Here is a 19,524-nt window from a genome sequence, read left to right as displayed (position 1 = left end):
GGCGTCGGGGTCGCTCCGACCCAGTCTGGCCGACCCCGACGCCGAACACCCGCGAGTTGTGCGGAACCGGCGAAACCGCCGATGGCGCGGTCAGATCAGCGCGGCCGCCAGCGCGCGGAACGCGTCACCGGGGAAGTCTTTCGCGCCGACGCCCAGGACCTGGATCGTCACCTCGTCGGCACCGGCCGTGTAGTGCTTCTCGATCCCGGCCGCGACCTGCTCGGCGGTGCCCCACGGGATCAGCGCGTCAACGAGCCGGTCGCTGCCGCCGCCGGCCAGGTCCGCGTCGGTCCAGCCGAGGCGCCGGAGGTTCTGGGTGTAGTTCGGCAGCGTGAGGTACCCGGTGGTGTACTCCCTGGCTACGGCGCGCGCCCGCTCGGCGTCCGGCTCGAGGACGACCGCCACCTCGGGCGCGAGCAGCGCCTCGGGCCCCAGCACCGCACGGGCCTGTTCGGTGTGTTCGGCGGGGACGAAGTACGGGTGCGCTCCGCACGCCCGTTCACGCGAGAGCTCGAGCATCCGCGGCCCGAGCGCGGCGAGCACGCGCTGCTCGGGCGGGCTTCCGGCGGCGTCGAGCGCGTCGAGGTACTCGACCATCTTCGAGTACGGCTTGCGGTACTGCTCACCGCCGCTCTCGACGAGGACGGCGTGGCTCGCGCCGAGCCCGAGGAGGAAGCGGCCGGGGTGCGCGGCCTCGGCGTCCGCGGTGAACGCGGCCGCGTCCGCTGGGGACGCGTGCCAGATGCTGACGATTCCGGGCGCGACGCCGATCCGCTTCGTGCCGTCGAGGATCTCCCGGAAACGGGCCGGGACGCCCTCCTTGAAGCCCGCCGAGAACCAGAGCCGGTGATATCCCAGCTCTTCCAGTTCGGTGGCGGCGTCGAGGACGGCGTCCCGGTCTTTGTTGGCGATGAAGAAGGGTTGCCACACGCTCACGAGTCGTTGTGCCATGCCCCCGAGATTACGGCTGTAGTTCGGCGAGCAGCGCCTCGAGCCGCTCGTCGGAGTCGCGAATCCCGGTCTCCATTCCGGACTCGACGATGCCGTCGCGGTCCTCGACCGACTGGAAGCTGGAGAGCGTGCGGACGACCGTGCGGCCGTCCACCTCGGTCATCGTCACGGCCTCCAGCGCGACGTGGCCCGGCATGCCCTCGTACTCGAACGTCTGCGTCGTGAGGTCGGGCGTCGGCGTGCCGTGGAAGACGCCGCGGAACGCGTACTCATTGCCGTCGGGGTCCGCGTGGACGTACCGGTACCGGCCACCGTCCCGGACGTCGTAGTCGGTGACCTTCGTCGTCAGCTCGCGCGGGCCGAGCCAACGCGGGATGAGGTCCGGATCGGTGTAGGCCCGGAACACCAGGTCACGCGGGGCCTGGAACTCCCGCGTCACGACGATCTGGGAGGTGCCGGGCTCGGCGATGATCTCGGTCTTAGCCATCGTTCGCTCCGTTCGTCGGGGATTGCTGCAGCTCGGCGAGGAGTTCGTCGAGTCGTTCGTGGCTGGTCTCCCAGAACCGGCGGTACTCGGCCAGCCAGTCGGTCGCTTCGCGCATCGGCTTCGCCTCCAGGTGGCTCAGGCGGGCGGTCGCCCGCCTGGCACGGGAGATCAGCCCGGCGTTCTCCAGCACCTTGAGGTGTTTGGAGATCGCCGGCTGGGACATCGCGAACGGGCCGGTCAGCTCGGCGACGGTGGCGTCACCGTGCGCGGCGAGGCGCGCGAGGATCGCCCGGCGCGTCGGATCGGCCAACGCGCTGAACACAAGACTGAGCTGGTCGACCGCCATTCATAACCACCTAGTTCTAGAACCGATGGGTTAAGAATGGTGGCGCGATGGTGCGCTGTCAACCCCATGGGTGATGTCAGAGCTGCGCGGCTGCCAGCGGAAGCACGACCGGCGGCTCCGCACCGCCGGGCTGCGGCTTGCCGAAGAGCCACCCCTGCAGCCGGTCGGCCCCGGCCGACACCAGCTGCCGGGCCTGCTCCGGGGTCTCGACGCCCTCGGCGACGACCTCCAGCCCGAGCGTGTGCGCCAGGTCGATGCACGCCCGGACGATCGCGGCGGCGGCCGGGTCGTCGACCAGCTTCGCGGTCAGCGACCGGTCGAGCTTCAGCTCGGTCGCCGGCAGCCGCTGCAGGTACGAGAGGGCCGAGTACCCGGTGCCGAAGTCGTCGATCGCGACGCCGACCCCGGCGCTCCGCAGCAGCGCCAGGAAGTCGCGGCCGGTGTCCAGGTCACCGATCGCGACCTGCTCGGTGATCTCGACGGTCAGCGCGGACGACGGCAGACCACGCACGGCGAGGCCCTCCAGGACCTCGTCGACCATCGCCGGGTGACACAGGTCGGAGGCCGAGAGGTTGACCGAGACCTCGACGTCCGCGCCGCCCTGCCGCCACCGCGCGACCTGGTCCAGCGCCATGCCCAGCACCCGCCGGGTGAGGTACGGCGTCAACCCGGTCCGCTCGGCGAGCCCGAGGAAGTGGTCCGGCGCGATCATCCCGTGCACCGGATGGCGCCACCGCACGAGCGCCTCCACCCGGGCCGGCGCGGTCGCCGCGGTCGCCACCAGCGCCTGGTAGTGCATCTCCAGCTGCCCGTACGCCCCCGTGCCAGCCCCGATCAGCAGGCTTCGCAGTTCGGCGGCTCGCTGCAGCGAGTCGCGCTGCAGGTCCGGCCCGATCGAGTCGTACCGGACCCACCCGAGCCGCTCACCCTTCGCCCGGTACATCGCGGTGTCCGCGCACCGGAGCAGCTCGAGGGTCCGCTCGCCGACGGTGCCGGTGGGCGGCGCATCCCCCTCCACCGCGACCCCGATGCTGACGTCCATCGGCACCGCGATCCCGCCGATCGGGAGCGGCATCCGCACGGCGGCCAGCAATCGCTCGGCCAGCCCTTGCACGGCCCGGTCCGCGTCGACGGCCGTCGGCGCGCTGGTGAGCACCGCGAACTCGTCGCCGCCCAGGCGCGCGAGCAGATCGTCCGAGTTCAGCGCCCCGGCGAGCCGCGGTGCGAGCACGGCGAGCAGCTGGTCTCCGATCTGGTGCCCGAGCCCGTCGTTGACCTCCTTGAAGCGATCGAGGTCGAGCAGCAGGAGCGCCCGGGTCCGGCGGTTGTCCGACGCCAGTGCCTCCTCGACGCCGCGCAGGAACCCGCGTCGGTTGTAGAGCCCGGTCAGTTCGTCGGTGATCGCCAGGCGGTGCTGCTCGCCCGCGTCCAGCAACTGCCGGACGCCGAACCCGATGCGAGCCAGCGCGGCGAGCACCGAGATCGCGGCGAACACGGCGGCCACCGCCGGCTGCGCGGTCGCCGTCACGACCACCAGGATCAGCACCGCGACCCCGGCACAGAGCAGCGGCGCGAGGATCGTCCACCGGTCGAGCGAGCGGGCGGACATCCGCCGGGGCCGCTGCCACGCCGCGGCGGCCAGCGCCACAGCGGCGAAGCCGTACACCTGGTCCACCAGCTCGACGCCCTCCGAGCCGGTCGCGAGCAGACGGCTGACCAGCGCGTTGGCGATCGCCATCAGGAGCACGCTGGTGCTGAGCAGGAGCCAGGCCGGATCGAGGCGCCAGTGGGCGAGCGCGAGCACCGAACCGAGCATCCCGACCACCACGATCGTCAGCGCCGGATAGCCGAGCGTGACCACCGCGTCGAGCGGGCTCCCGTCGGCCCAGGTGAGCACCTCGCGGCCGAGCATCAGCGCCATCACCGCCGCGCCCAGCGTCCCGGCGACGACCGCGTCCCAGATCCCGACGACGCCGACGCCGCCGACCAGCGGCCGGGAGAGCAGCCACACCGCGACCGCCACCAGCGGCAGTCCGGGCAGCCAGAACGCGTCGGCGAGCGAGAAACTCGGGAGCGGGTTGCCCGCGGCGATCAGGCGGTCCCAGACCACGTAGCCGACGCCGTAGGCGGCGGAGGCGACGGCGACCAGCACCCACGCCACCCGCTGGGCAGGCACCAGGACGCAGCGCAGCACGACCATGGCGGTGCCGACGAGAATCGAGATCTCGATCAACGCCCAGGGTGACCAGAGCCGCAGCGGGGACGTCGCGCCGTGGCCCGACCAGACCCAGCAGACGTGCACCCCGAGGGCCAGTGCGAGCAGGCCGCAGCCCAGCAGAACGACCCGGGCAACCGCCGAGACGGCGGCGCGATCGGCCACGTCTGCTCTCCGTCCGCCTCGGGAACCGGGGTGGCCCCCTCCCCTCAGGCTTCGTCCGGATCGCCGCGGATCTGAGCTGATCGACCACGGCGCGCGTCCCGTGAGGTAAACAGTGACTTCTCGAAGTCGCTGGATCGGCGTAGCGTTAATCCGAACACACGTTCGAAGCGGCTAGGAGTGCCCAATGTCCGCAGCACCGATCGCCGTCTACGGCGCCACCGGCCACACCGGCCGGCTCGTCGCCACCGAGATCCTGGCTCGTGGCCACCCGGTCGTCCTCGGGGGCCGCGACGCGACCGGGCTGATCGCACTCGCCGCCGATCTCGGGGAGGGCGACCGGGTGACGGTGCGGCCCGCTTCCCTCGACGATCCGGACGCCTTACGCACGTTCGCCGCCGGGGCACCGGCCCTGATCCACTGCGCCGGGCCGTACTCGTGCACCGGTGCGCCGGTGGTGGCCGCGGCGATCGACGCGGGCACCCACTACGTCGACCACGCGGTGGAGGCGCACCACGTCAAGAATCTGTTCGACACGTTCGCCGCGCCCGCGGAACGCGCGGGTGTCCTGGTGTGCCCGGGGCTGAGCTTCTACGGCGGCTTCGGCGACTTCCTGGCCGCGGCCGCCACCGACGGCCTGCCCGCGGTCGAGACGGTGACGGTCGGGTACGCGGTGAGCGGCTGGCGCATGACGACCGGCGCCCGCGCCACCGCCGAGCAGCTGCTCAACGAGGTTGAGCGGATCACGTTCACCGACGGCGCGCAGCGGGTCGGGCCACTACCGAGTTACCCGACCACGTTCCGGTTCCCCGCCCCGCTGGGCGACCGCGAGATGATCGGCCCGTTCCCGACCGGCGACGCGGTCACGATCCCCCGGCACGTCCCGACGCGCGACGTCGAGGTCCTGCTCACCGCCAGCACGTTCGCCGAGCCCCAGGTCTTCACCAGCGAGCACGTCGACGCCACTGAGCGCGCGCAGACCGCGTTCACGGTCGCTGTCGACGTCCGCACCGGCGGCGGTGGCCACCGCTCGGCGCACCTTACCGGCCACGACATCTGGTGGGCCGGTGCGGTCGCGTCGGTGGAGGCCGCGCTCGACCTCGCGCTGGACGGGCGCGGCACCGGCGTACGGCCCGGCCCCAAGCCCGGCGTCCGCAGTCCCGCCGAGGCATTCGGGGCCGAGCCGTTCCTCCGTCGTCTGGAGGAGCTCGGTGCGTTCGTGCTGACGACCTAGGGCAGCCGGAGCCGGACCAGCTGCGGGTCGTGATCGCTGGCCTGGTCGGTGTACTCGGCGTTGACGTGGACGATGTCGTACGAGTACGACCGCACCGACCGGCTGATCAGGATGTGGTCGAGCACCTGCGAGTTGCCGTCGAAGACGTACGTGTAGCGCTCCGGCACCGGCAGCGTCGCGGGCAGATCGATCAGCTGGGTCCCGGCCACGGTCTTCACGGTCTCGGAGAACTCGAAGTCGTTGAGGTCCCCGACGACCGCCACGAGCGCCTGCCGATCGACGGCGAGCAGCTGCCGCACGAACGCGTTCACCAGCGTCGCCTGCTGCACTCGCTTCGCCGCCGACGGCTGGGCCGGTGGCTGGAACCGGCCGAACAGCGGCTGGTCACCGCTCTTCGAGACGAAGTGGTTGGCCACCACGAACACCGACCGGCCGCGGTAGGTGAACTCGCCGACCAGCGGCTTCCGGCTGTCCGCCCAGGCGGCCTCGGCCGGTGCGATCCGGCCCGGGTTGACCGAGAGGTGCGGCTTGCCCCCGCGGGTGGTCACGGCGACCGGAGTGGTGGCGTCCCCGGCCGGTGCGCTCGCGAACGACACGCCGCGGTCGGCCGCGTAGAGGAAACCGACCCGGATGTTGCCGCCCGGCTCGCCGCCGTCCGCGTTGTTCACCGGGTCGATCTGCCGGTAGGCGTACACCGGGCCGCCTGCGGCGGTGATCGCCGCGATCAGCGTGGCGTACGTGCGGTCGGCGGCGACGGTCCCGTCGTTCGTCGCGCCGTTGTTGTCCTGCACCTCTTCCAGGGCGACGACGTCCGGCGCGCGGAGGTTGCGCACGATGATCGACGCCAGCCGCGCGAACTTCGCCGGCGGGTCGCTCGGGTCCAGGTTTTCCACGTTGAACGTGGCCACCGAGAGCTCGTTCCCGGCGTCGGCGCGCGTGGTCTCCGGCGCAGGCGTCCCCGAAAACGCCGTGGCAGCGGTCAGGATGACCTTCACGTTCCCGAAGCTGTAGCTGACGACGCCGACGGCCGGCCCGGTCGCGGTGGCACCCACGTCCACCTTGGGCGGTGCGAAGCCGAGGCCGTCGTCGAGGATGATCCGCTCCGGGTTGGCGTCACCGGGCCGCAGCACGACGCCACCGCGGACGCTGCGCGGGCCGGCAGAGCGTCCGCGGTCGCCGAGCACCGGAAGCTCGTTGAACGAATTCGTCGGCCCGGCCGCCACCGCGCTGTTCACCTGGACGCGCATCGCCTCGAGCGACTCGTAGAAGTCCAGGCCGTCGGAGGCCGGGTCGAACGCGCCGCCCGCCTCGACGTCGCCGTTCGCGTCGTTCTCGACCACGCTCGTCGGCGGACGGCGGCCACCGGCACCGAGCACCGTGGTGGCGGGCAGCGCGTTGCCGGACGAGGTGACGGTCACGGTCGGCGTCGTGAGCTGGGTCGCGGTCAGGTTCGCGGTGCCGTCGGCGCCGCCCGGCCGGAACTCGGTGACCGTGCCCTCGACGGTCACCGCGTCGCCGACCGCGACGGACGGGGCCGACCCGGTGAAAACGAGGATCGCCTCGGAGGTGCGCGGGTCCCGGTCCGGTTGCGGGTCCTGCAGGTAGAACCCGTTGGACGCTCGTGCGGTCACGATCCCGGGAACGCTCACCACCTGGCCGCGCAGCGGCGAGACGTGGGCGGCGCCCTGCACGTCGTGGATGCGTGCCGCGGTGGCGGCTTGCGCGGGAGTACTGGCCAACACACCGCCGACCAGCAGGAGGCCGGTCGCTGCCACGGTTACCCGTCGCACCATGAGGTTCCCCGATCATCGGACGTCATCGGGGATTATTAGGCCATATCGGAGGTACCGCGGTAGGCGAACCCGAGATGACACGTCGGGGAACATGCGTCCCATCCGGTCACCACCTGCACACCAGTGCAGCCGTTAGCGAACCGTGACCGGTTCAGGCCTCCGGCATCGAGTCCGGACAGGGGTACGGCTGCCGGCACCACTCGCACACCCCGCCGAACGGGACGTGGAGGCGCCGCAGCGTCTCCCGCGCGGCGGCGCGCTCGGCCGCGCGCTGCTCGGGGGTCAGGTCCGCGTCGAGATCGTCGTCCCAGCCGGGCCCCACCGGACTGGTCATCACGCCGTCGGCCGCCCGCTCAGTGTCGCGGCGCCATGGCCACGAGCAGCGCGGGTACCAGCTTCACCAGCCACTTCAGATCTCCCCCGGGTGGGCCGACGACGGCGTCCAGCCCCACGGCGTCCAGCTCCGCGGCGTCGACGATCTGCGTCCGGCCGAGGATTCCGTGCCGGCGCGTCACCCTAGCCGGACCGTCCAAACCCGACGGCGCCCTGACGAACTCCACCACCACCGTGGTCTCGCGGCTCTCGTCGTCCATCGCGTACCCCCTCGAGTTCGGCCCTACTACCGGCCTAACGACGACCCTGCCCGGTAGCGACTGGCAACTCGGTCGATCGACCCGGAAAGTCGGATCACTCTGCCCGGAGGTACCGCCGCGGTCGCCCGACGTGAGCGGCGTGTGGTCCGGAGAGTGACCAACGATGCTCTGAACGGACCAATGGCACCACCGTGCCTACCCCCAACCCGGCCGAGTTCGTACGGTGGGGAGGGCCGACGAGAGGATCGCCGATGACCGAGGGCCGGCTGGAGCCCGATACCCGTACCGAACGAGTCGTGCGGCTGGAGGGCGCGAGCAACGTCCGCGACCTCGGCGGGCTCACCACCACCGACGGCAGGCAGACCCGGTTCGGCCTGCTCTACCGGGCGGACGCCCCGAGCGAACTGACCGCGGCCGACGTCCGGACGCTGGTCACCGAGCGCGGCCTGCGGCAGGTGGTCGACCTGCGCTCGCTCGAGGAGGTCACGCGGGACGGCCGGAGCGCGCTGCGCGAGGCGGTCGCGGGCTGGGCGAACCATTCGATGAGCAGCGATCCGGGAGTCGGTCAGGTCGTCCCGGAGATCCTCCGCGGCAACCTCACCGGCCACTACCTGGGTTACCTGGGGTCGGGCGCGGAACGAGTGGTCGCCGCCGCCCGCCTGCTCACCGACCCGGAGCGGCAGCCGGCCCTCGTGCACTGCGCGGCGGGCAAGGATCGCACCGGCACGCTGGTCGCGATCCTGCTCGACGCGGCCGGCGTCCGCCGGGACGAGATCGTCGCGGACTACGCGCTGACCGACGCGAACATGGACGGGGTGATCGAACGAGTCATCCGGCGCATGCGGGCGGCGGGGGCCGAGATCCCGTCCCAGGCGAACACGCTGCCGGACGAGGCGCGGCGGGCGCGTCCCGAGACGATGGCCGCGTTCCTCGACCAGCTGACGACGGTGTTCGGTGGTGGCGCCGGGTGGTTGCTCGCCCATGGCTTCGCGGACGCCGACCTCACCCGGTTCCGGAACAGCTTCCTCACGGCGTGAGGCGAACGAACCTCAGGGCGGGCTCGGCGCTCCCGACGGCGGCGCACCCGCGCCGGTCGACGAGGTCGCGCTCGGGTCGATGCCGATCGTGCCGTCGTAGCCGTCCGCCGTCTTGCCCGCGCTCCCGCCCTGGTGCACCTTCAGGTGGATGTGCGCCACCCGCGGGCTGTACCAGCCGGGGACGATCGTCGTGAACGTGACCTTGCCCGACGCGTCGGTGACCTGATAGCCGCGCAGGTAGGTCAATCCTTCACGTCGACGCCGCTGAGCGTCAGGCTCAGCGGGAGCCCGGACTTGCCCTCGGTGATGTCGGCGCGCTTCTGGCTGCCGTCCAAGGTAGTACGGACCCTGGGTGACCTCCGGCTGCAGCGCGCAGACCCCGGTGGACGTGCTGGTCGCGGCCGCCGACGTGGTGGCCGCCGCGGTGGCCGAGCTGCTGGTCGAGTCCTCGTCGTCACCGCATCCGGCGAGGCCGACCGCCGCAGCACCCAGCCCCCGAGCGCGAGCGCCCGACGGCGGCTGACGTCCCCCTGCCGATGCTCCACTTCTATCGCGGAACCCCCAAAAGCACACTCATGGCTTCAGCGCGTCGGCCACCGCGTCGGCCAGCGACGTCGGCGGACGACCGATCAGGCGGCGGAGGTCACCGCTGTCGATGAACAGGTCACCGACGGACAGCCCACGGTCGGAGTCGGCGAACACCGCGGCGACCGGCTGCGGCAGACCGGCGCCGACCAGCACCTGCGTGTACTCGTCCACCGGCAGGTCGCGGTAGCTCACCGGGGTGCCGCTCTGCGCGCTGACCTCGGCGGCCAGTTCGGACAGCGTGAACGCCTCGTCGCCGCCGAGCTCGTAGACGCTGCCCGGTACCGGGTCGACGAGCACGGCCGCCGCGGCCGCGGCCAGGTCGGCGCGGCTCGCGGCGGAGACGCGGCCGTCGCCCGCGCTGCCGACGATCACGCCGCGCTCGAGCGTCTGGGCGAGCGTCCCGGTGTAGTTCTCGAAGTACCAACCGTTGCGCAGGATCACCGACGGCAGGCCGGACGCGGCGATCGCCTCCTCGGTGGCCTTGTGCTCGGCCGCCAGCTGCAAGCTGCTCGTGGTGGCCTTCGGTGCGCTGGTGTAGACGATCAGCCCGACGCCGGCCTCGCGGGCGGCGTCCACCACGTTCTGGTGCTGACGGATGCGTCGACCGACCTCGCTGCCGGAGATGAACAGCAATCGGTCGGTGCCTGCGAAAGCAGGCACCAGCGTCTCCGGCCGGTCGTAGTCGGCCTCGACGACGCGGACGCCGAGGCCGGCGGCCTTCTCGGGGCTCCGCACGGCGGCGGTGATGTCGCCGGCCGGGACTCCCCGGGCGAGCAGGTCGGCGATGACGAGGCGGCCGAACTGGCCGGTGGCGCCGGTAACGGTGATCACGGGTACTCCTCGGTCGGACGAGTGGTCGCCTCCGAGTTTGTACTAACTTTTTGAAAGTGCAAACTGCGAGTGAGTACAGTCACCGAGGTACGCTGGATCTGTGAGTGCCGAGCCGGACCTGGAGACGCTGGTCGCCGACGTGTTCGCGCGCGGGTGCACCTCGCGGCGGACGCTGGAGAGCATCACCGGCAAGTGGGGGGTACTCGCGCTGGTCGCGTTGCGGGAAGGGGCGTACCGGTTCAACGCGCTGCGTCGCCGGGTCGACGGGGTGAGCGAGAAGATGCTCGCTCAGACGCTGCAGACGCTCGAGCGCGACGGGATGGTGCACCGCGAGGTGCTGGCCACGATCCCGGCCCGGGTCGAGTACACGCTGACGCCGCTGGGCGCCGAGATCGCCGACCAGCTGTTCGCGCTGGTGGAACTACTGGAGTCCCGGGTGCCCCAGGTGGTCGAGGCCCAGGCGGCCTACGACGCAGACCGGCCGCGCTAGGGGCAGCCGATCCCCTAGACACCCTGCCCGGTGGCAGACGCAGACCGACCGCGCTAGGGGCAGCCGATCCCCTAGCGCGGCCGGTGGTTCAGGCGGCCCGACGTCAGGCCGTCGGGATTCCGTTCGCCGGCGGAGCGGACGCACCCTCGGTGTAGGGCTCGACCGGTCCGTCACCCGTGTCGGTGACGTAGGGCGTGTCGACGAGCGCCTGCTTGCCACCCTTGATCACCGAGATCTGGGTACCGCTGAACCCGGAGTGGTCGTCCTTCGAGTACCGCATCGGCACCAGCGACGGCCCCTCGAAGCCACCCTTCTCGACCGCCTCGATCAGGCCCTCGCGGGTCAGGTCCTTGCCCGCCGCCTGCAGCGCCTGCACGAACGTGTAACCGACGGCCATCCCGAACAGCGTGTTGACCTCGAACGTCGTGTTGCCGTTGTACTTGGCGTTGACGTCCTTGAACAGCTTCGTCCACGGGTTCGTGGCGTCCAGCGGGCTGGGCAGGTAGCCGGACGTCACGTAACCCTCGAGCAGCACCGGCGCGACCTTGCCGAGCAGCGTCGAGAGACCCACGTAGTCACCGCCGACACTGCTGCCGACCCACTGTGCCCGGTAGCCGAGCTTCGCCGCGGTGCCGATCGTCAGCGCGGTGAACGGCGTGATCGTCGCGAGCATGTTCACCTCGCAGCCGGCCGCCTTCAGCGCGCCGACCTGCGGTGCGACGTTGGTGTTCGTCGGCACGTAGTTCTGCTTCGCGGTGACCGAGCCGAGCACGGTCTCGACACCCTTGAGCGCGTCCTGGCCGAAGTCGTCGTTCTGCCCGAAGAAGCAGACCTTCTTGCCGGGGAAGTTCTTCTTGACGTAGTTCGCGAGGACCTTGGCCTCGGTCACGTAGTCGACGTTGAACCCGAACGTGCTCGGGTACTTCTCCGGCTGGTTGAACAGCGCACTGCCGGACGAGACGAACAGGTCCGGCACCTTGTTGGTCTTCAGGAAGTCCAGGACGCCGCCGTGTGTCGGGGTGCCCAGGCCGTTGAGGACCGCGAACACCTTGTCCTGCAGCACCAGCTGCCGGACGACCTCCTGGGTCTTGGCCGGGTTGTACGCGTCGTCGACGATCTTGTACTCGATCTTGCGCCCGTGGACGCCGCCGTTCGCGTTGACGTACTCGAAGTAGGCCTTGGTCGCGGACGCGATCTTCGAGTAGCCGGCGGCGGCCCGCCCGGTCAGCGGCTGGTGGGTGCCGACCAGGATCGTGGTGTCGGTGACGCCGGGCACCGACGCCCCGTTCGACGACGGCGAGTCCTCGGTGCAGGCGGCAACGGAGGCGGCGAGTGCTAGCGCGGCGGCAACGGCGATGCCGCGCCGTAGGGAACGGATCATGACGACCCTTCTGTGTGGGGGTTAACGAGAGCGGCGAAGACGGCGGGTGGCTCGGCTGACTAGCCCGTCGACTCCGCCCGGAGCGGTGGTCATCACGACGATCAGCGCGAGGCCGAACACGGCGAGCGGCAACGTCCCGTCGAGGCGCTGCTGCACCTCGGGCGAGAACGAGAAACCGCGGGTCGCCGCGTCCGCGAGCGGTTGCAGGGCGACCAGGGCGATCGCGCCCCAGAGCGCTCCGCGCAACCCGCCGAGGCCACCGAGGACAATCGCGAGCATCAGGTTGAGCGAGAGCGTCAGCCCGTACGCACCCGGTGAGACGCTCTGTGCGAGCACGGCGAACAGCGCGCCGCCGAGCCCCGCGCCGGCGGCGCTGACCACGAACGCCAGCACCTGTACGCGGGCGACGTGGATCCCGGCGAGCGATGCCGCCACCTCGTCGTCGCGGACCGCGCGGAGCGTCCGGCCGAACCGGCTGCGCACCAGGTTGGCGAGCAGCAGCAGGGTGATCGCGGCGCCGAGCAGCGTCAGCCAGGCCTGCCAGCGCTCGAACGGGAAGTACACGCCGAGCGACTCCGGCGCCGGAGCCATCGCGAACGACAGACCGGCGTCACCGCCGAAGAGCCCGTCGAACGTCGTGGTGACCGCCGGTACGGCGGCCGCGACCGCGAGCGTCGCACCGGCCAGGTAGGGCCCGTGCAGCCGGGCGGCGGCGACGCCGATGATCGCGCCGAGCACGGTCGCGGTGACCACGCCGCTCAGCACCGAGACCAGCAGGTGCCACTGCGCCTCACCGCCGAGCGCGTCCTGCACCAGCGCGACCGTGTACGCCCCGGCCGCCATCAGCGCGCCGTGGCCGAGCGAGATCTGTCCGTTGAACCCGGTGAGCAGGATCAGACCGGGCAGGACGCAGAGGTACACGCCGATCGTGGCGAGCTGGTAGTTGCGGAACGGCTCGATCTGGTACGTGCCGATCACCACGACGACGCCGATCACGATCGCGATCGCCAGGTGCCGCAGGAGCGTGTTGCCGCGCCGGACAGGCGGAGCGCCGGCCCCACCCGCCCGGCGCACCAGCCCCGGCATGGTCGAGGCCGCCGGCCGGGACGCTTCGGTGCTCTCCGGCGAAGTTCCTTCCGTGCTCTCCGGGGAAGTTCCTTCCGTGGTCTTCGGGGAAGTGCTCACACGCGCCTCGCTTGGGGAACGGCGAACAGACCGCCGGGACGAACCAGCAGGACGACGACCAGCAGCGCGAGCACGGCCAGCGGCGTCGCGTCGCTGCGGATGTAACCGCCGACGTAGGAGAGCAGCACACCGACGATCAACCCGCCGATCACCGCGCCCGCCGGGCTGTCCAGCCCACCGACGACCGCCGCGGTGAACGCCGCCACGAAGATGTCGTCCATCGCGGTCGGGTGCAGGCCGAGCTCGGTGGGGATGACGAGCAGCCCGGCGAGCGAGCCGACCACCGCCGCCAGCACCCAGCCGAGCGTCCGCATCAGAGCGACGTCGACGCCGAGCAGGCGGGAGACCTCGGGCGCGAACGCCGACGCACGCATCCGCAGCCCCAGCGGCGTCCGCGTGAACAGGACGGTCAGGAGCACGAGCAGCCCGGTGACGACCGCGAAGACGAACAGGTCGTACGCCGAGAGCAGCGTGAGACCGCCCGCGGTGATCGCGGTCTCGCTGAACGGAGCCGGGAACGCGAGGTACTCGTTCGTGTAGATCATGCCCAGCACCGCCTGCAGCAGCAGCACCAGGCCGATCGCGACGACGATCGCGTTGAGCGGCGGAGCGTCGTGTACCCGCCGGGCCACCACGATCTCGATCACCGCACCGAGCAGGGCGGCGCTGACGATCGCGGCGGCGAAGCCCAGCCAGTACGAGCCGGTCGCGTCCGACACCGAGTAGGCGACGTAGACGGTCGCGACCGCCATCGCGCCCTGGGCGAAGTTGACCACCCGGGTGCCCCGCCAGATCAGTACCAGCGCGAGCGCGAACGCCGCGTAGACAGCGCCCTTGGACAAGCCGTCCAAGGTGAGGAATACAAAACGATCCATTTGCTCAAAACCCCAGGTAGGCGTGGCGGAGGTCGTCGTCGTCCCGGAGCCGGGCCGCCGGTGCGGACATCACGACCTGTCCCACCGAGAGGACGACGCCGTGGTCGGCGACCGAGAGCGCGCTGCGGACGTTCTGCTCGACCAGCAGGACGGTCAGCCCGGTCCGCTCGCGGAGCTGTGCGAGCAGCGCCATGATCTGGGCGGTCACCCGCGGCGCCAGGCCCAGCGAGGGCTCGTCGAGCAGCAGCAGGTTCGGCCGGGCGACCAGTGCCCGGCCGAGCGCGAGCATCTGCCGCTCGCCGCCCGAGAGCTGGTGGCCCACGCTGCGTTTCCGCCGGGCCAGCGGTTCGAACAGCTCGTAGACCTCGGTCAGCGCCTTGCGCGCGTCGGCTTGATCGCGACGCCACAGGCCACCGAGCCGGAGGTTCTCGTCAACGGTCAGCTCGGCGACGACACCGCGGCCCTCGGGCACGTGTGCGAGCCCGCGCCGCACCACCTGCTCCACCGGGACGCTCCGCAGGTCGGTGCCGTCGAACACGACCCGGCCCTCGGTCGGCCGGAGCAGGCCGGACAGCGTGCGGAGCAGCGTGGTCTTGCCCGCGCCGTTGGCGCCGAGCACCGCGACGATCGATCCGCGCTCGACCGTCAGCGTCACGTCCTTCAAGACGCCGACCGGACCGTAGCCGCAGGTCAAGCCCTCGACCTCGAGCAGAGCGGGCATCAGGAGGCCACCGCCTCGGCACCGAGGTAGGCCTCGGTCACCGCCGGGTCGTCCTGCACCTCGGCCGGGCTGCCCACCGCGATCCGCTTCCCGAAGTCGAGGACGAAGATCCGGTCGCACACCGACATCACCAGGTCCATGTGGTGCTCGACGAGCATCACCGCACACGGCTGCTCGGACCGTTTCGGCAGCGTCCGGATCAGGTCGGCGAGCTCCTCGACCTCCTCGGCGCCGAGACCACCGGCCGGTTCGTCGAGCAGCAGCAGTCGCGGCTGCGACACCAGCGCCCTGGCCAGCGCGACCTTCTTCTGCACCGCGTACGGCAGTGCGCCGGGGTGGGCACCGGCCAGAGCGGCGATCTCCAGACTGTCCAGGGTGGCCAGCGCGGCCTCGCGCAGCCGACGCTCGTCGCGGTCGCTGGGCGGCAGGCCGAACAGCGCGGACGTGAAGCCGGCCCGGGACCGGCGGTGGGCGCCGACCATCACGTTCTCCAGCACGGTCAGGCCGGCGAACAGTCCGAGCCCCTGCAGCGTGCGGGCGATGCCGGCCGCGGCGAGCCGGTCCGGGCGGGGCGCGAACGGACGTCCGTCCCACCGCATCGAGCCGGTGGTCGGCCGCACGAACCCGCAGACGACGTTGAACAGCGTCGTCTTGCCCGCGCCGTTGGGGCCGATGACCCCGACCACCGTCCCAGGCGGTACTTCGACCGAGACGTCGTCCAGCGCGACGAGCCCGCCGAAGCGGACGCCGACGCCGTCCACGGTCAATCCGTTCGCGTCAGTCACTGTGCTCCTTTCACATGCCAGCCGACCGCCGGGGCGAGGTCGGGTTCGAACCAGGGGGTCCGCGCGAGGCTGCCGGTGGACGGCGCCGGGAGCGGCGCGTCGACCACCGACCAGGGCACCCCGGCGCGGTTCGCGAGGACGGTGCGGCCGGCCAGACCCTGGCCGCGCCGCGACAGCAGGTAACCGACGAGTTCGGGCACGGTCGCCGCCGAGCGGAGCGGCATCACCGCGCTGCGGCGCGGGGCCGGCCGGGCGGTGGCGGCCACCGGGGCTTCGCCGAGCAGCGCCGGGGGCGGGAGCACCGAGATCAGCCGGGTGCTCGGGCCGAACTCGTCCTGCAGCCGGGCGGTGTAGCGGCTCAGCCGGACGGCGACCGAAGCGGGCCAGGTGCCGTCGCGGGTGAGCAGCGGTTGGAACAGCGTGACCGCGGTACCGCCGTGGTCGCCGGTCCACGCCAGGTCGACCTTGCGGATCCAGCCGGTGGGGTGGTCGGCGGTCTCGGGACGCTCGACGAGCGTCCGGACGGTCGCGGCGTCGACGACCGTGACCAGGACGTCGATCCGGCCGAACGCGCTCAGCGTCCGCTCGATCGCGTCGTCCTGGTGGTCGACGTCGTCGGGCTCGCCGACCAGGGCGGCGACCCGCCGCCGGTCCGCGGTGCGCAGCGTGGTGCGGAGCGCGATCGCGTCGGCGTCGGTCGCGCACACCCGGTACCCCTCGGCGAGCAGCAGGCCGGTGATCGCGCGCCCCACCGTCGAACCGGCTCCGTTGACCAGGGCGGCGGTGCGACCCACGGGCTTCATCGCGGCGGCCCTCCCCCTCGGCGTCGAAAAGAGCTGACGCAGCGGGGACCGCCCACCGGCGGTCAACGTCCACAGCGACGAACGAAATACTCGGTGACCAGCGCATCTGGCCGCATCGGCGATATTGCCGGTGTAGGTATTGACCGATTCGCGCGTTCTTGCCCGCGGAGGTGCTGCCGGGTGCCGGTCAGACCTCGGCGGAGAGCAGGCGCACGAGCTCCACCCGGGAGCGCACACCGAGTTTCACGAAGATGTTCCGCATGTGGTGGTCCACGGTCCGCGGGCTCAGGTACAGCTGGGACGCCACCTCGCGGTTCGTGGCGCCCTGGGCGACGATCCGGGCGATCGTGAGCTGCTGGGCGGTGAGACGGCTCTCCAGCGCCGGAGCGGTCGGGCGGACGGACTCGCCGGTCGCCCGCAGTTCGCTGCGGGACTGCTCGGCCCAGGAGGCGGCACCGAGCCGGTCGAACGTGTCGTAAGCGTTACGCAAGTGCGTGCGCGCCGCCGACGGGCCGCGGCGGCGTCGGAGCTCGCGGCCGTAGAGCAGCTCGGTGCGGGCGCGTTCGAACTCGGAGTCGGCGAGCAGGTGCAGCCGGAGCGCTTCCCGGTACGCGTCCTCGGCGTCCGCCGGGTCGGCGGCCACCAGCGCCTGGCAGCGGGCCAGCAGCGCGCGGGCGGCAGCGCTGCCGGTGTTCGTCGCCCACCGGCCGAACAGGTCCGTGGCTTCGACGGCGCCCACTCGGTCGCCGCAGCGCACCGCGGCCTCGACGAAGTGCGGCGCGGTGAGCACCCGCCCGGTCACGTACCCCGGCCCGCCGCCCGCGGTGGCGAGCGCGCGCAGCCGGCCGGCGGCGTCCGCGGCCCGTCCACCGGCCAGGTCGCGGTGGGCCAGCGCCCAGGACGCCAGCGAGTGCGGCATCGCCAGCCCACGCTCGGACGCGGTCGCCGCCGCGGCGTTCGCGTGCAGCAGCCCGGTGTCGTCGTCGCCCTGGAACATCGAGAACAGCGCCAGCATCGACCGGTGGAACGCGACCGAGTTCTCCAGCCCGGCGTCCTGCGCCAGCCGCAAGCCTTCCTGCGCCGACGCCAGCGCGCCGTGGTACCGGCCGAGCCAGAGCTGGGCGAACGTGGCCAGCTCCAACGCGCGGGGCACCAGTGCGACCTCGCCGCGGGCCCGGGCGGCGGCGCCGGCGCGTTCGGTCAGGCTGTACGCGCGGGCCTCCTCGCCGAGCATCAGCGCGGCGAGCGTCGCCCAGGTCATCGCGGTCGGGTCGTCGGTGCGCGGCACCAGTTCGAGGACGCCACGCAGCCGCCGCACGGCCTCGTGGTGCCGTCCGCGGAACAGCGCCATCATCCCGGCCGCGTACTCGAACATCAGCTCGCGGTCCGGGGGCTCACCGCCCTCCCGGAGCGCCAGCGCGCGCAGCGAGATGTCCACGTAGCGGCGCAGGTCACCGGTGAGGAAGCTGGCCTCCCCGGCGTGCAGGAGCGCCACTACGGCGGCGGTGCGGTCGCGGGCGGCGAGCCGGGTGGCGGCCGCGATCAGCGTCTCGTGGGCGGCGGCCGGTGACCCGGCGCGCAGTTCGATCTCACCGCGCAGCGCGTCCCTCATCCCCCCGGTGGCTGATCCGCCTGCCGCGGCGGGTGCCGGGCGGAGCCGGGTCAGCAGGACGCCTGCCCGGTGCGGGCGCCCGGCCAGCCAGGCGTCCCTGGCCGCCGCGAGCAGGTGGTCCGCGCGGGCACCGGCGTGCGTGCTGAGGTCGGCGGCCCGCTCCGCCGCCAGCGACGCGCCGGCGTGGTCGCCGCGCTCACGGACGTCCGCGGCGGCCTCGGCCAGCTCGACGGCGAGCAACTCGGGGGGCGCGTCGGCGGCCGCGGCCACGTGCCAGAGCCGGCGGAGGCGGAACTCGGGTTCGCCGGTGTCCAGCGCTTCGGCGATCCGGCGGTGCACCGCGCGCCGCGCGTCCGGCGGGACGCTGCGGTAGACCCCGCCCCCGACCAGTGGCGTGCGGAAGCGCATCCGGCCGTCGACGACGTGGATCAGCCCCGCCGCCTCGGCCGGCTCCAGCGCGCCGAGGCCCGCACCGTCCGCCACCAGCGCGAGGACGTCGAGGTCGAGGCCGTCGGGGTCGGCGGCGAGGACCAGCAGCAGCTCACGGGTCTCGGCGGGCAGAGCGCCCACCCGCGCGTCGTAGACCCGGCGGCTGCGGCTGCCCCGCGGGAACTCGACCGGCAGCGACGCCCGGCCGCGCGCCTGCTCGACCGAGAGCGCTCCGGCCACCTCGCGCAGCGCGAGCGGAGCGCCCGCGCAGAGCTGCACCAGCTCGATCGCGACCTCCGGCGTCAGCCCGGACGGCGCGAACCGGGCCAGCAGCTCCTGCCCCGCCGCCACGTCCAACCCGGCGAGCGGCAGGCGTTCGACGCCGGGCAGCAGTGTGTCGACCGGGACCCGATCGGTGGCCGCCGCGAGCAGCACGACGTTCTCGGTCGCCACCCGGCGCGCCACGAACGCGAGCACGTCCCGGGACGCCGGGTCCACCACGTCGACGTCGTCCACGCAGCACACGACCGCGCGGCGCTTGCCCGCCAGCACGAACAGGTTCAGCACCGCGACGCAGAGCGCGAACCGGGTGCGGGCGTCGTCGACCCCGGTCTCCAGCACCCGGCGCAGCAGCGCGGACTGCGGTTCCGGGAGCTCGTCGAGGTCGGCGGCGAGCGGCATCAGCACCTGCTGGAGCGCGGCGAACGGCATGCCGGACTCGGCTTCGACCCCGGTGGTCCCGAGCACGGTGAGGTCCGCGGTCGCCAGGGCTGCCGCGTGCTGCAGGAGCGCGGTCTTGCCGGTGCCCGGCGCGCCGTGGACGAGCAGCGACCCGCCGCCCTCACCGCGCCGGAGGCGGTCGATCAGCGTCTCGAGCCGACGCAGTTCGGACGCCCGCCCCGGGAGGGCACGAGTCTGCGCAACCGCGGCGACCGGAAACATAAGAGGGATTGTTACCTCGCGGTAAAGCCCTCGTCCCCGACTTCGCCACAACTCGGTCCGATTA

Annotated in this window: 20 protein-coding genes; 4 read left to right on the top strand and 16 right to left on the bottom strand. The window is 72.4% G+C overall.

The window, feature by feature from the left end; genetic code table 11:
- Nucleotides 1–90 precede the first annotated feature (90 nt).
- The 4 genes from BUB75_RS04185 to BUB75_RS04170 form a co-directional block, all read right to left on the bottom strand.
- Complete coding sequence (locus BUB75_RS04185) at nucleotides 91–951, bottom strand: TIGR03620 family F420-dependent LLM class oxidoreductase (RefSeq protein WP_143175017.1); 861 nt, start codon at nucleotides 949–951, stop codon at nucleotides 91–93.
- Between the two features lie 10 nt (nucleotides 952–961).
- The gene (locus tag BUB75_RS04180; RefSeq protein ID WP_073251523.1) at nucleotides 962–1,438 is read right to left on the bottom strand and encodes an SRPBCC family protein; all 477 of its coding nucleotides are present in this window, start codon (nucleotides 1,436–1,438) and stop codon (nucleotides 962–964) included.
- Nucleotides 1,431–1,784: an ArsR/SmtB family transcription factor gene (locus tag BUB75_RS04175; RefSeq protein ID WP_073251521.1), complete on the bottom strand. Its 354-nt coding sequence runs from the start codon at nucleotides 1,782–1,784 to the stop codon at nucleotides 1,431–1,433. Before BUB75_RS04175 ends, BUB75_RS04180 begins: the two co-directional genes overlap by 8 nt.
- A gap of 76 nt (nucleotides 1,785–1,860) precedes the next feature.
- A complete protein-coding gene (locus BUB75_RS04170) occupies nucleotides 1,861–4,164 on the bottom strand; it encodes a putative bifunctional diguanylate cyclase/phosphodiesterase (RefSeq protein ID WP_073251518.1) in 2,304 nt (767 codons plus the stop codon).
- A gap of 184 nt (nucleotides 4,165–4,348) precedes the next feature.
- Between BUB75_RS04170 and BUB75_RS04165 the strand changes: the two genes are divergently transcribed.
- Complete coding sequence (locus tag BUB75_RS04165; RefSeq protein ID WP_073251516.1) at nucleotides 4,349–5,395, top strand: saccharopine dehydrogenase NADP-binding domain-containing protein; 1,047 nt, start codon at nucleotides 4,349–4,351, stop codon at nucleotides 5,393–5,395.
- Here BUB75_RS04165 and BUB75_RS04160 read toward each other — a convergent pair.
- From BUB75_RS04160 to BUB75_RS04150, 3 genes are all read right to left on the bottom strand, one after another.
- The gene (locus BUB75_RS04160; protein ID WP_073251514.1) at nucleotides 5,392–7,188 is read right to left on the bottom strand and encodes an endonuclease/exonuclease/phosphatase family protein; all 1,797 of its coding nucleotides are present in this window, start codon (nucleotides 7,186–7,188) and stop codon (nucleotides 5,392–5,394) included. The two genes, BUB75_RS04165 and BUB75_RS04160, sit on opposite strands and share 4 nt — an antisense overlap.
- 151 nt (nucleotides 7,189–7,339) lie before the next feature.
- Nucleotides 7,340–7,522: a hypothetical protein gene (locus BUB75_RS04155; RefSeq protein WP_073251511.1), complete on the bottom strand. Its 183-nt coding sequence runs from the start codon at nucleotides 7,520–7,522 to the stop codon at nucleotides 7,340–7,342.
- A 19-nt stretch (nucleotides 7,523–7,541) separates the two neighbouring features.
- Nucleotides 7,542–7,781, bottom strand: a complete 240-nt coding sequence (locus BUB75_RS04150; protein WP_073251508.1) for a hypothetical protein — start codon at nucleotides 7,779–7,781, stop codon at nucleotides 7,542–7,544.
- Between the two features lie 251 nt (nucleotides 7,782–8,032).
- Between BUB75_RS04150 and BUB75_RS04145 the strand changes: the two genes are divergently transcribed.
- Nucleotides 8,033–8,818 carry a tyrosine-protein phosphatase gene (locus BUB75_RS04145; RefSeq protein ID WP_073251506.1) on the top strand — a complete coding sequence of 262 codons (786 nt, stop codon included), beginning with the start codon at nucleotides 8,033–8,035 and terminating at the stop codon, nucleotides 8,816–8,818.
- A gap of 12 nt (nucleotides 8,819–8,830) precedes the next feature.
- Here BUB75_RS04145 and BUB75_RS46960 read toward each other — a convergent pair whose 3' ends face one another.
- Nucleotides 8,831–9,064: a peptidase associated/transthyretin-like domain-containing protein gene (locus BUB75_RS46960; RefSeq protein ID WP_073251503.1), complete on the bottom strand. Its 234-nt coding sequence runs from the start codon at nucleotides 9,062–9,064 to the stop codon at nucleotides 8,831–8,833.
- Nucleotides 9,065–9,170: 106 nt separating this feature from the next.
- On the opposite strand from BUB75_RS46960, the gene BUB75_RS46955 reads away from it, so the two are divergent.
- The gene (locus BUB75_RS46955) at nucleotides 9,171–9,341 is read left to right on the top strand and encodes a hypothetical protein (RefSeq protein WP_218617281.1); all 171 of its coding nucleotides are present in this window, start codon (nucleotides 9,171–9,173) and stop codon (nucleotides 9,339–9,341) included.
- A 50-nt stretch (nucleotides 9,342–9,391) separates the two neighbouring features.
- Here the strand turns inward: BUB75_RS46955 and BUB75_RS04135 are convergent, their stop codons facing one another.
- Nucleotides 9,392–10,237, bottom strand: coding sequence for an SDR family oxidoreductase (locus tag BUB75_RS04135; RefSeq protein WP_073251501.1), 846 nt, complete (start codon nucleotides 10,235–10,237; stop codon nucleotides 9,392–9,394).
- A 100-nt stretch (nucleotides 10,238–10,337) separates the two neighbouring features.
- Between BUB75_RS04135 and BUB75_RS04130 the strand changes: the two genes are divergently transcribed.
- Complete coding sequence (locus BUB75_RS04130) at nucleotides 10,338–10,727, top strand: winged helix-turn-helix transcriptional regulator (protein WP_073251499.1); 390 nt, start codon at nucleotides 10,338–10,340, stop codon at nucleotides 10,725–10,727.
- A gap of 103 nt (nucleotides 10,728–10,830) precedes the next feature.
- Here the strand turns inward: BUB75_RS04130 and BUB75_RS04125 are convergent, their stop codons facing one another.
- The 7 genes from BUB75_RS04125 to BUB75_RS04095 all read right to left on the bottom strand — a co-directional run bounded on the left by BUB75_RS04125 (nucleotide 10,831) and on the right by BUB75_RS04095 (nucleotide 19,460).
- Nucleotides 10,831–12,108: an ABC transporter substrate-binding protein gene (locus BUB75_RS04125; protein WP_073251497.1), complete on the bottom strand. Its 1,278-nt coding sequence runs from the start codon at nucleotides 12,106–12,108 to the stop codon at nucleotides 10,831–10,833.
- A gap of 21 nt (nucleotides 12,109–12,129) precedes the next feature.
- Nucleotides 12,130–13,293 carry a branched-chain amino acid ABC transporter permease gene (locus BUB75_RS04120; RefSeq protein WP_218617280.1) on the bottom strand — a complete coding sequence of 388 codons (1,164 nt, stop codon included), beginning with the start codon at nucleotides 13,291–13,293 and terminating at the stop codon, nucleotides 12,130–12,132.
- Nucleotides 13,290–14,168 (bottom strand): branched-chain amino acid ABC transporter permease, encoded by an 879-nt coding sequence (locus tag BUB75_RS04115; RefSeq protein ID WP_073251493.1) that lies wholly within the window; start codon nucleotides 14,166–14,168, stop codon nucleotides 13,290–13,292. The genes BUB75_RS04120 and BUB75_RS04115 overlap by 4 nt, the downstream gene beginning before the upstream one ends.
- A 4-nt stretch (nucleotides 14,169–14,172) precedes the next feature.
- The gene (locus BUB75_RS04110) at nucleotides 14,173–14,889 is read right to left on the bottom strand and encodes an ABC transporter ATP-binding protein (protein ID WP_073251491.1); all 717 of its coding nucleotides are present in this window, start codon (nucleotides 14,887–14,889) and stop codon (nucleotides 14,173–14,175) included.
- The gene (locus BUB75_RS04105) at nucleotides 14,889–15,674 is read right to left on the bottom strand and encodes an ABC transporter ATP-binding protein (protein WP_073251489.1); all 786 of its coding nucleotides are present in this window, start codon (nucleotides 15,672–15,674) and stop codon (nucleotides 14,889–14,891) included. Before BUB75_RS04105 ends, BUB75_RS04110 begins: the two co-directional genes overlap by 1 nt.
- Nucleotides 15,671–16,477 carry an SDR family NAD(P)-dependent oxidoreductase gene (locus tag BUB75_RS04100; RefSeq protein WP_073251487.1) on the bottom strand — a complete coding sequence of 269 codons (807 nt, stop codon included), beginning with the start codon at nucleotides 16,475–16,477 and terminating at the stop codon, nucleotides 15,671–15,673. The genes BUB75_RS04105 and BUB75_RS04100 overlap by 4 nt, the downstream gene beginning before the upstream one ends.
- A 187-nt stretch (nucleotides 16,478–16,664) precedes the next feature.
- Complete coding sequence (locus BUB75_RS04095) at nucleotides 16,665–19,460, bottom strand: helix-turn-helix transcriptional regulator (RefSeq protein ID WP_073251485.1); 2,796 nt, start codon at nucleotides 19,458–19,460, stop codon at nucleotides 16,665–16,667.
- Nucleotides 19,461–19,524: the final 64 nt, after the last annotated feature.

The sequence above is a fragment of the Cryptosporangium aurantiacum genome (assembly GCF_900143005.1).
GTDB lineage: Bacteria > Actinomycetota > Actinomycetes > Mycobacteriales > Cryptosporangiaceae > Cryptosporangium > Cryptosporangium aurantiacum.
This window is presented reverse-complemented; position numbering and strand designations above follow the sequence as displayed.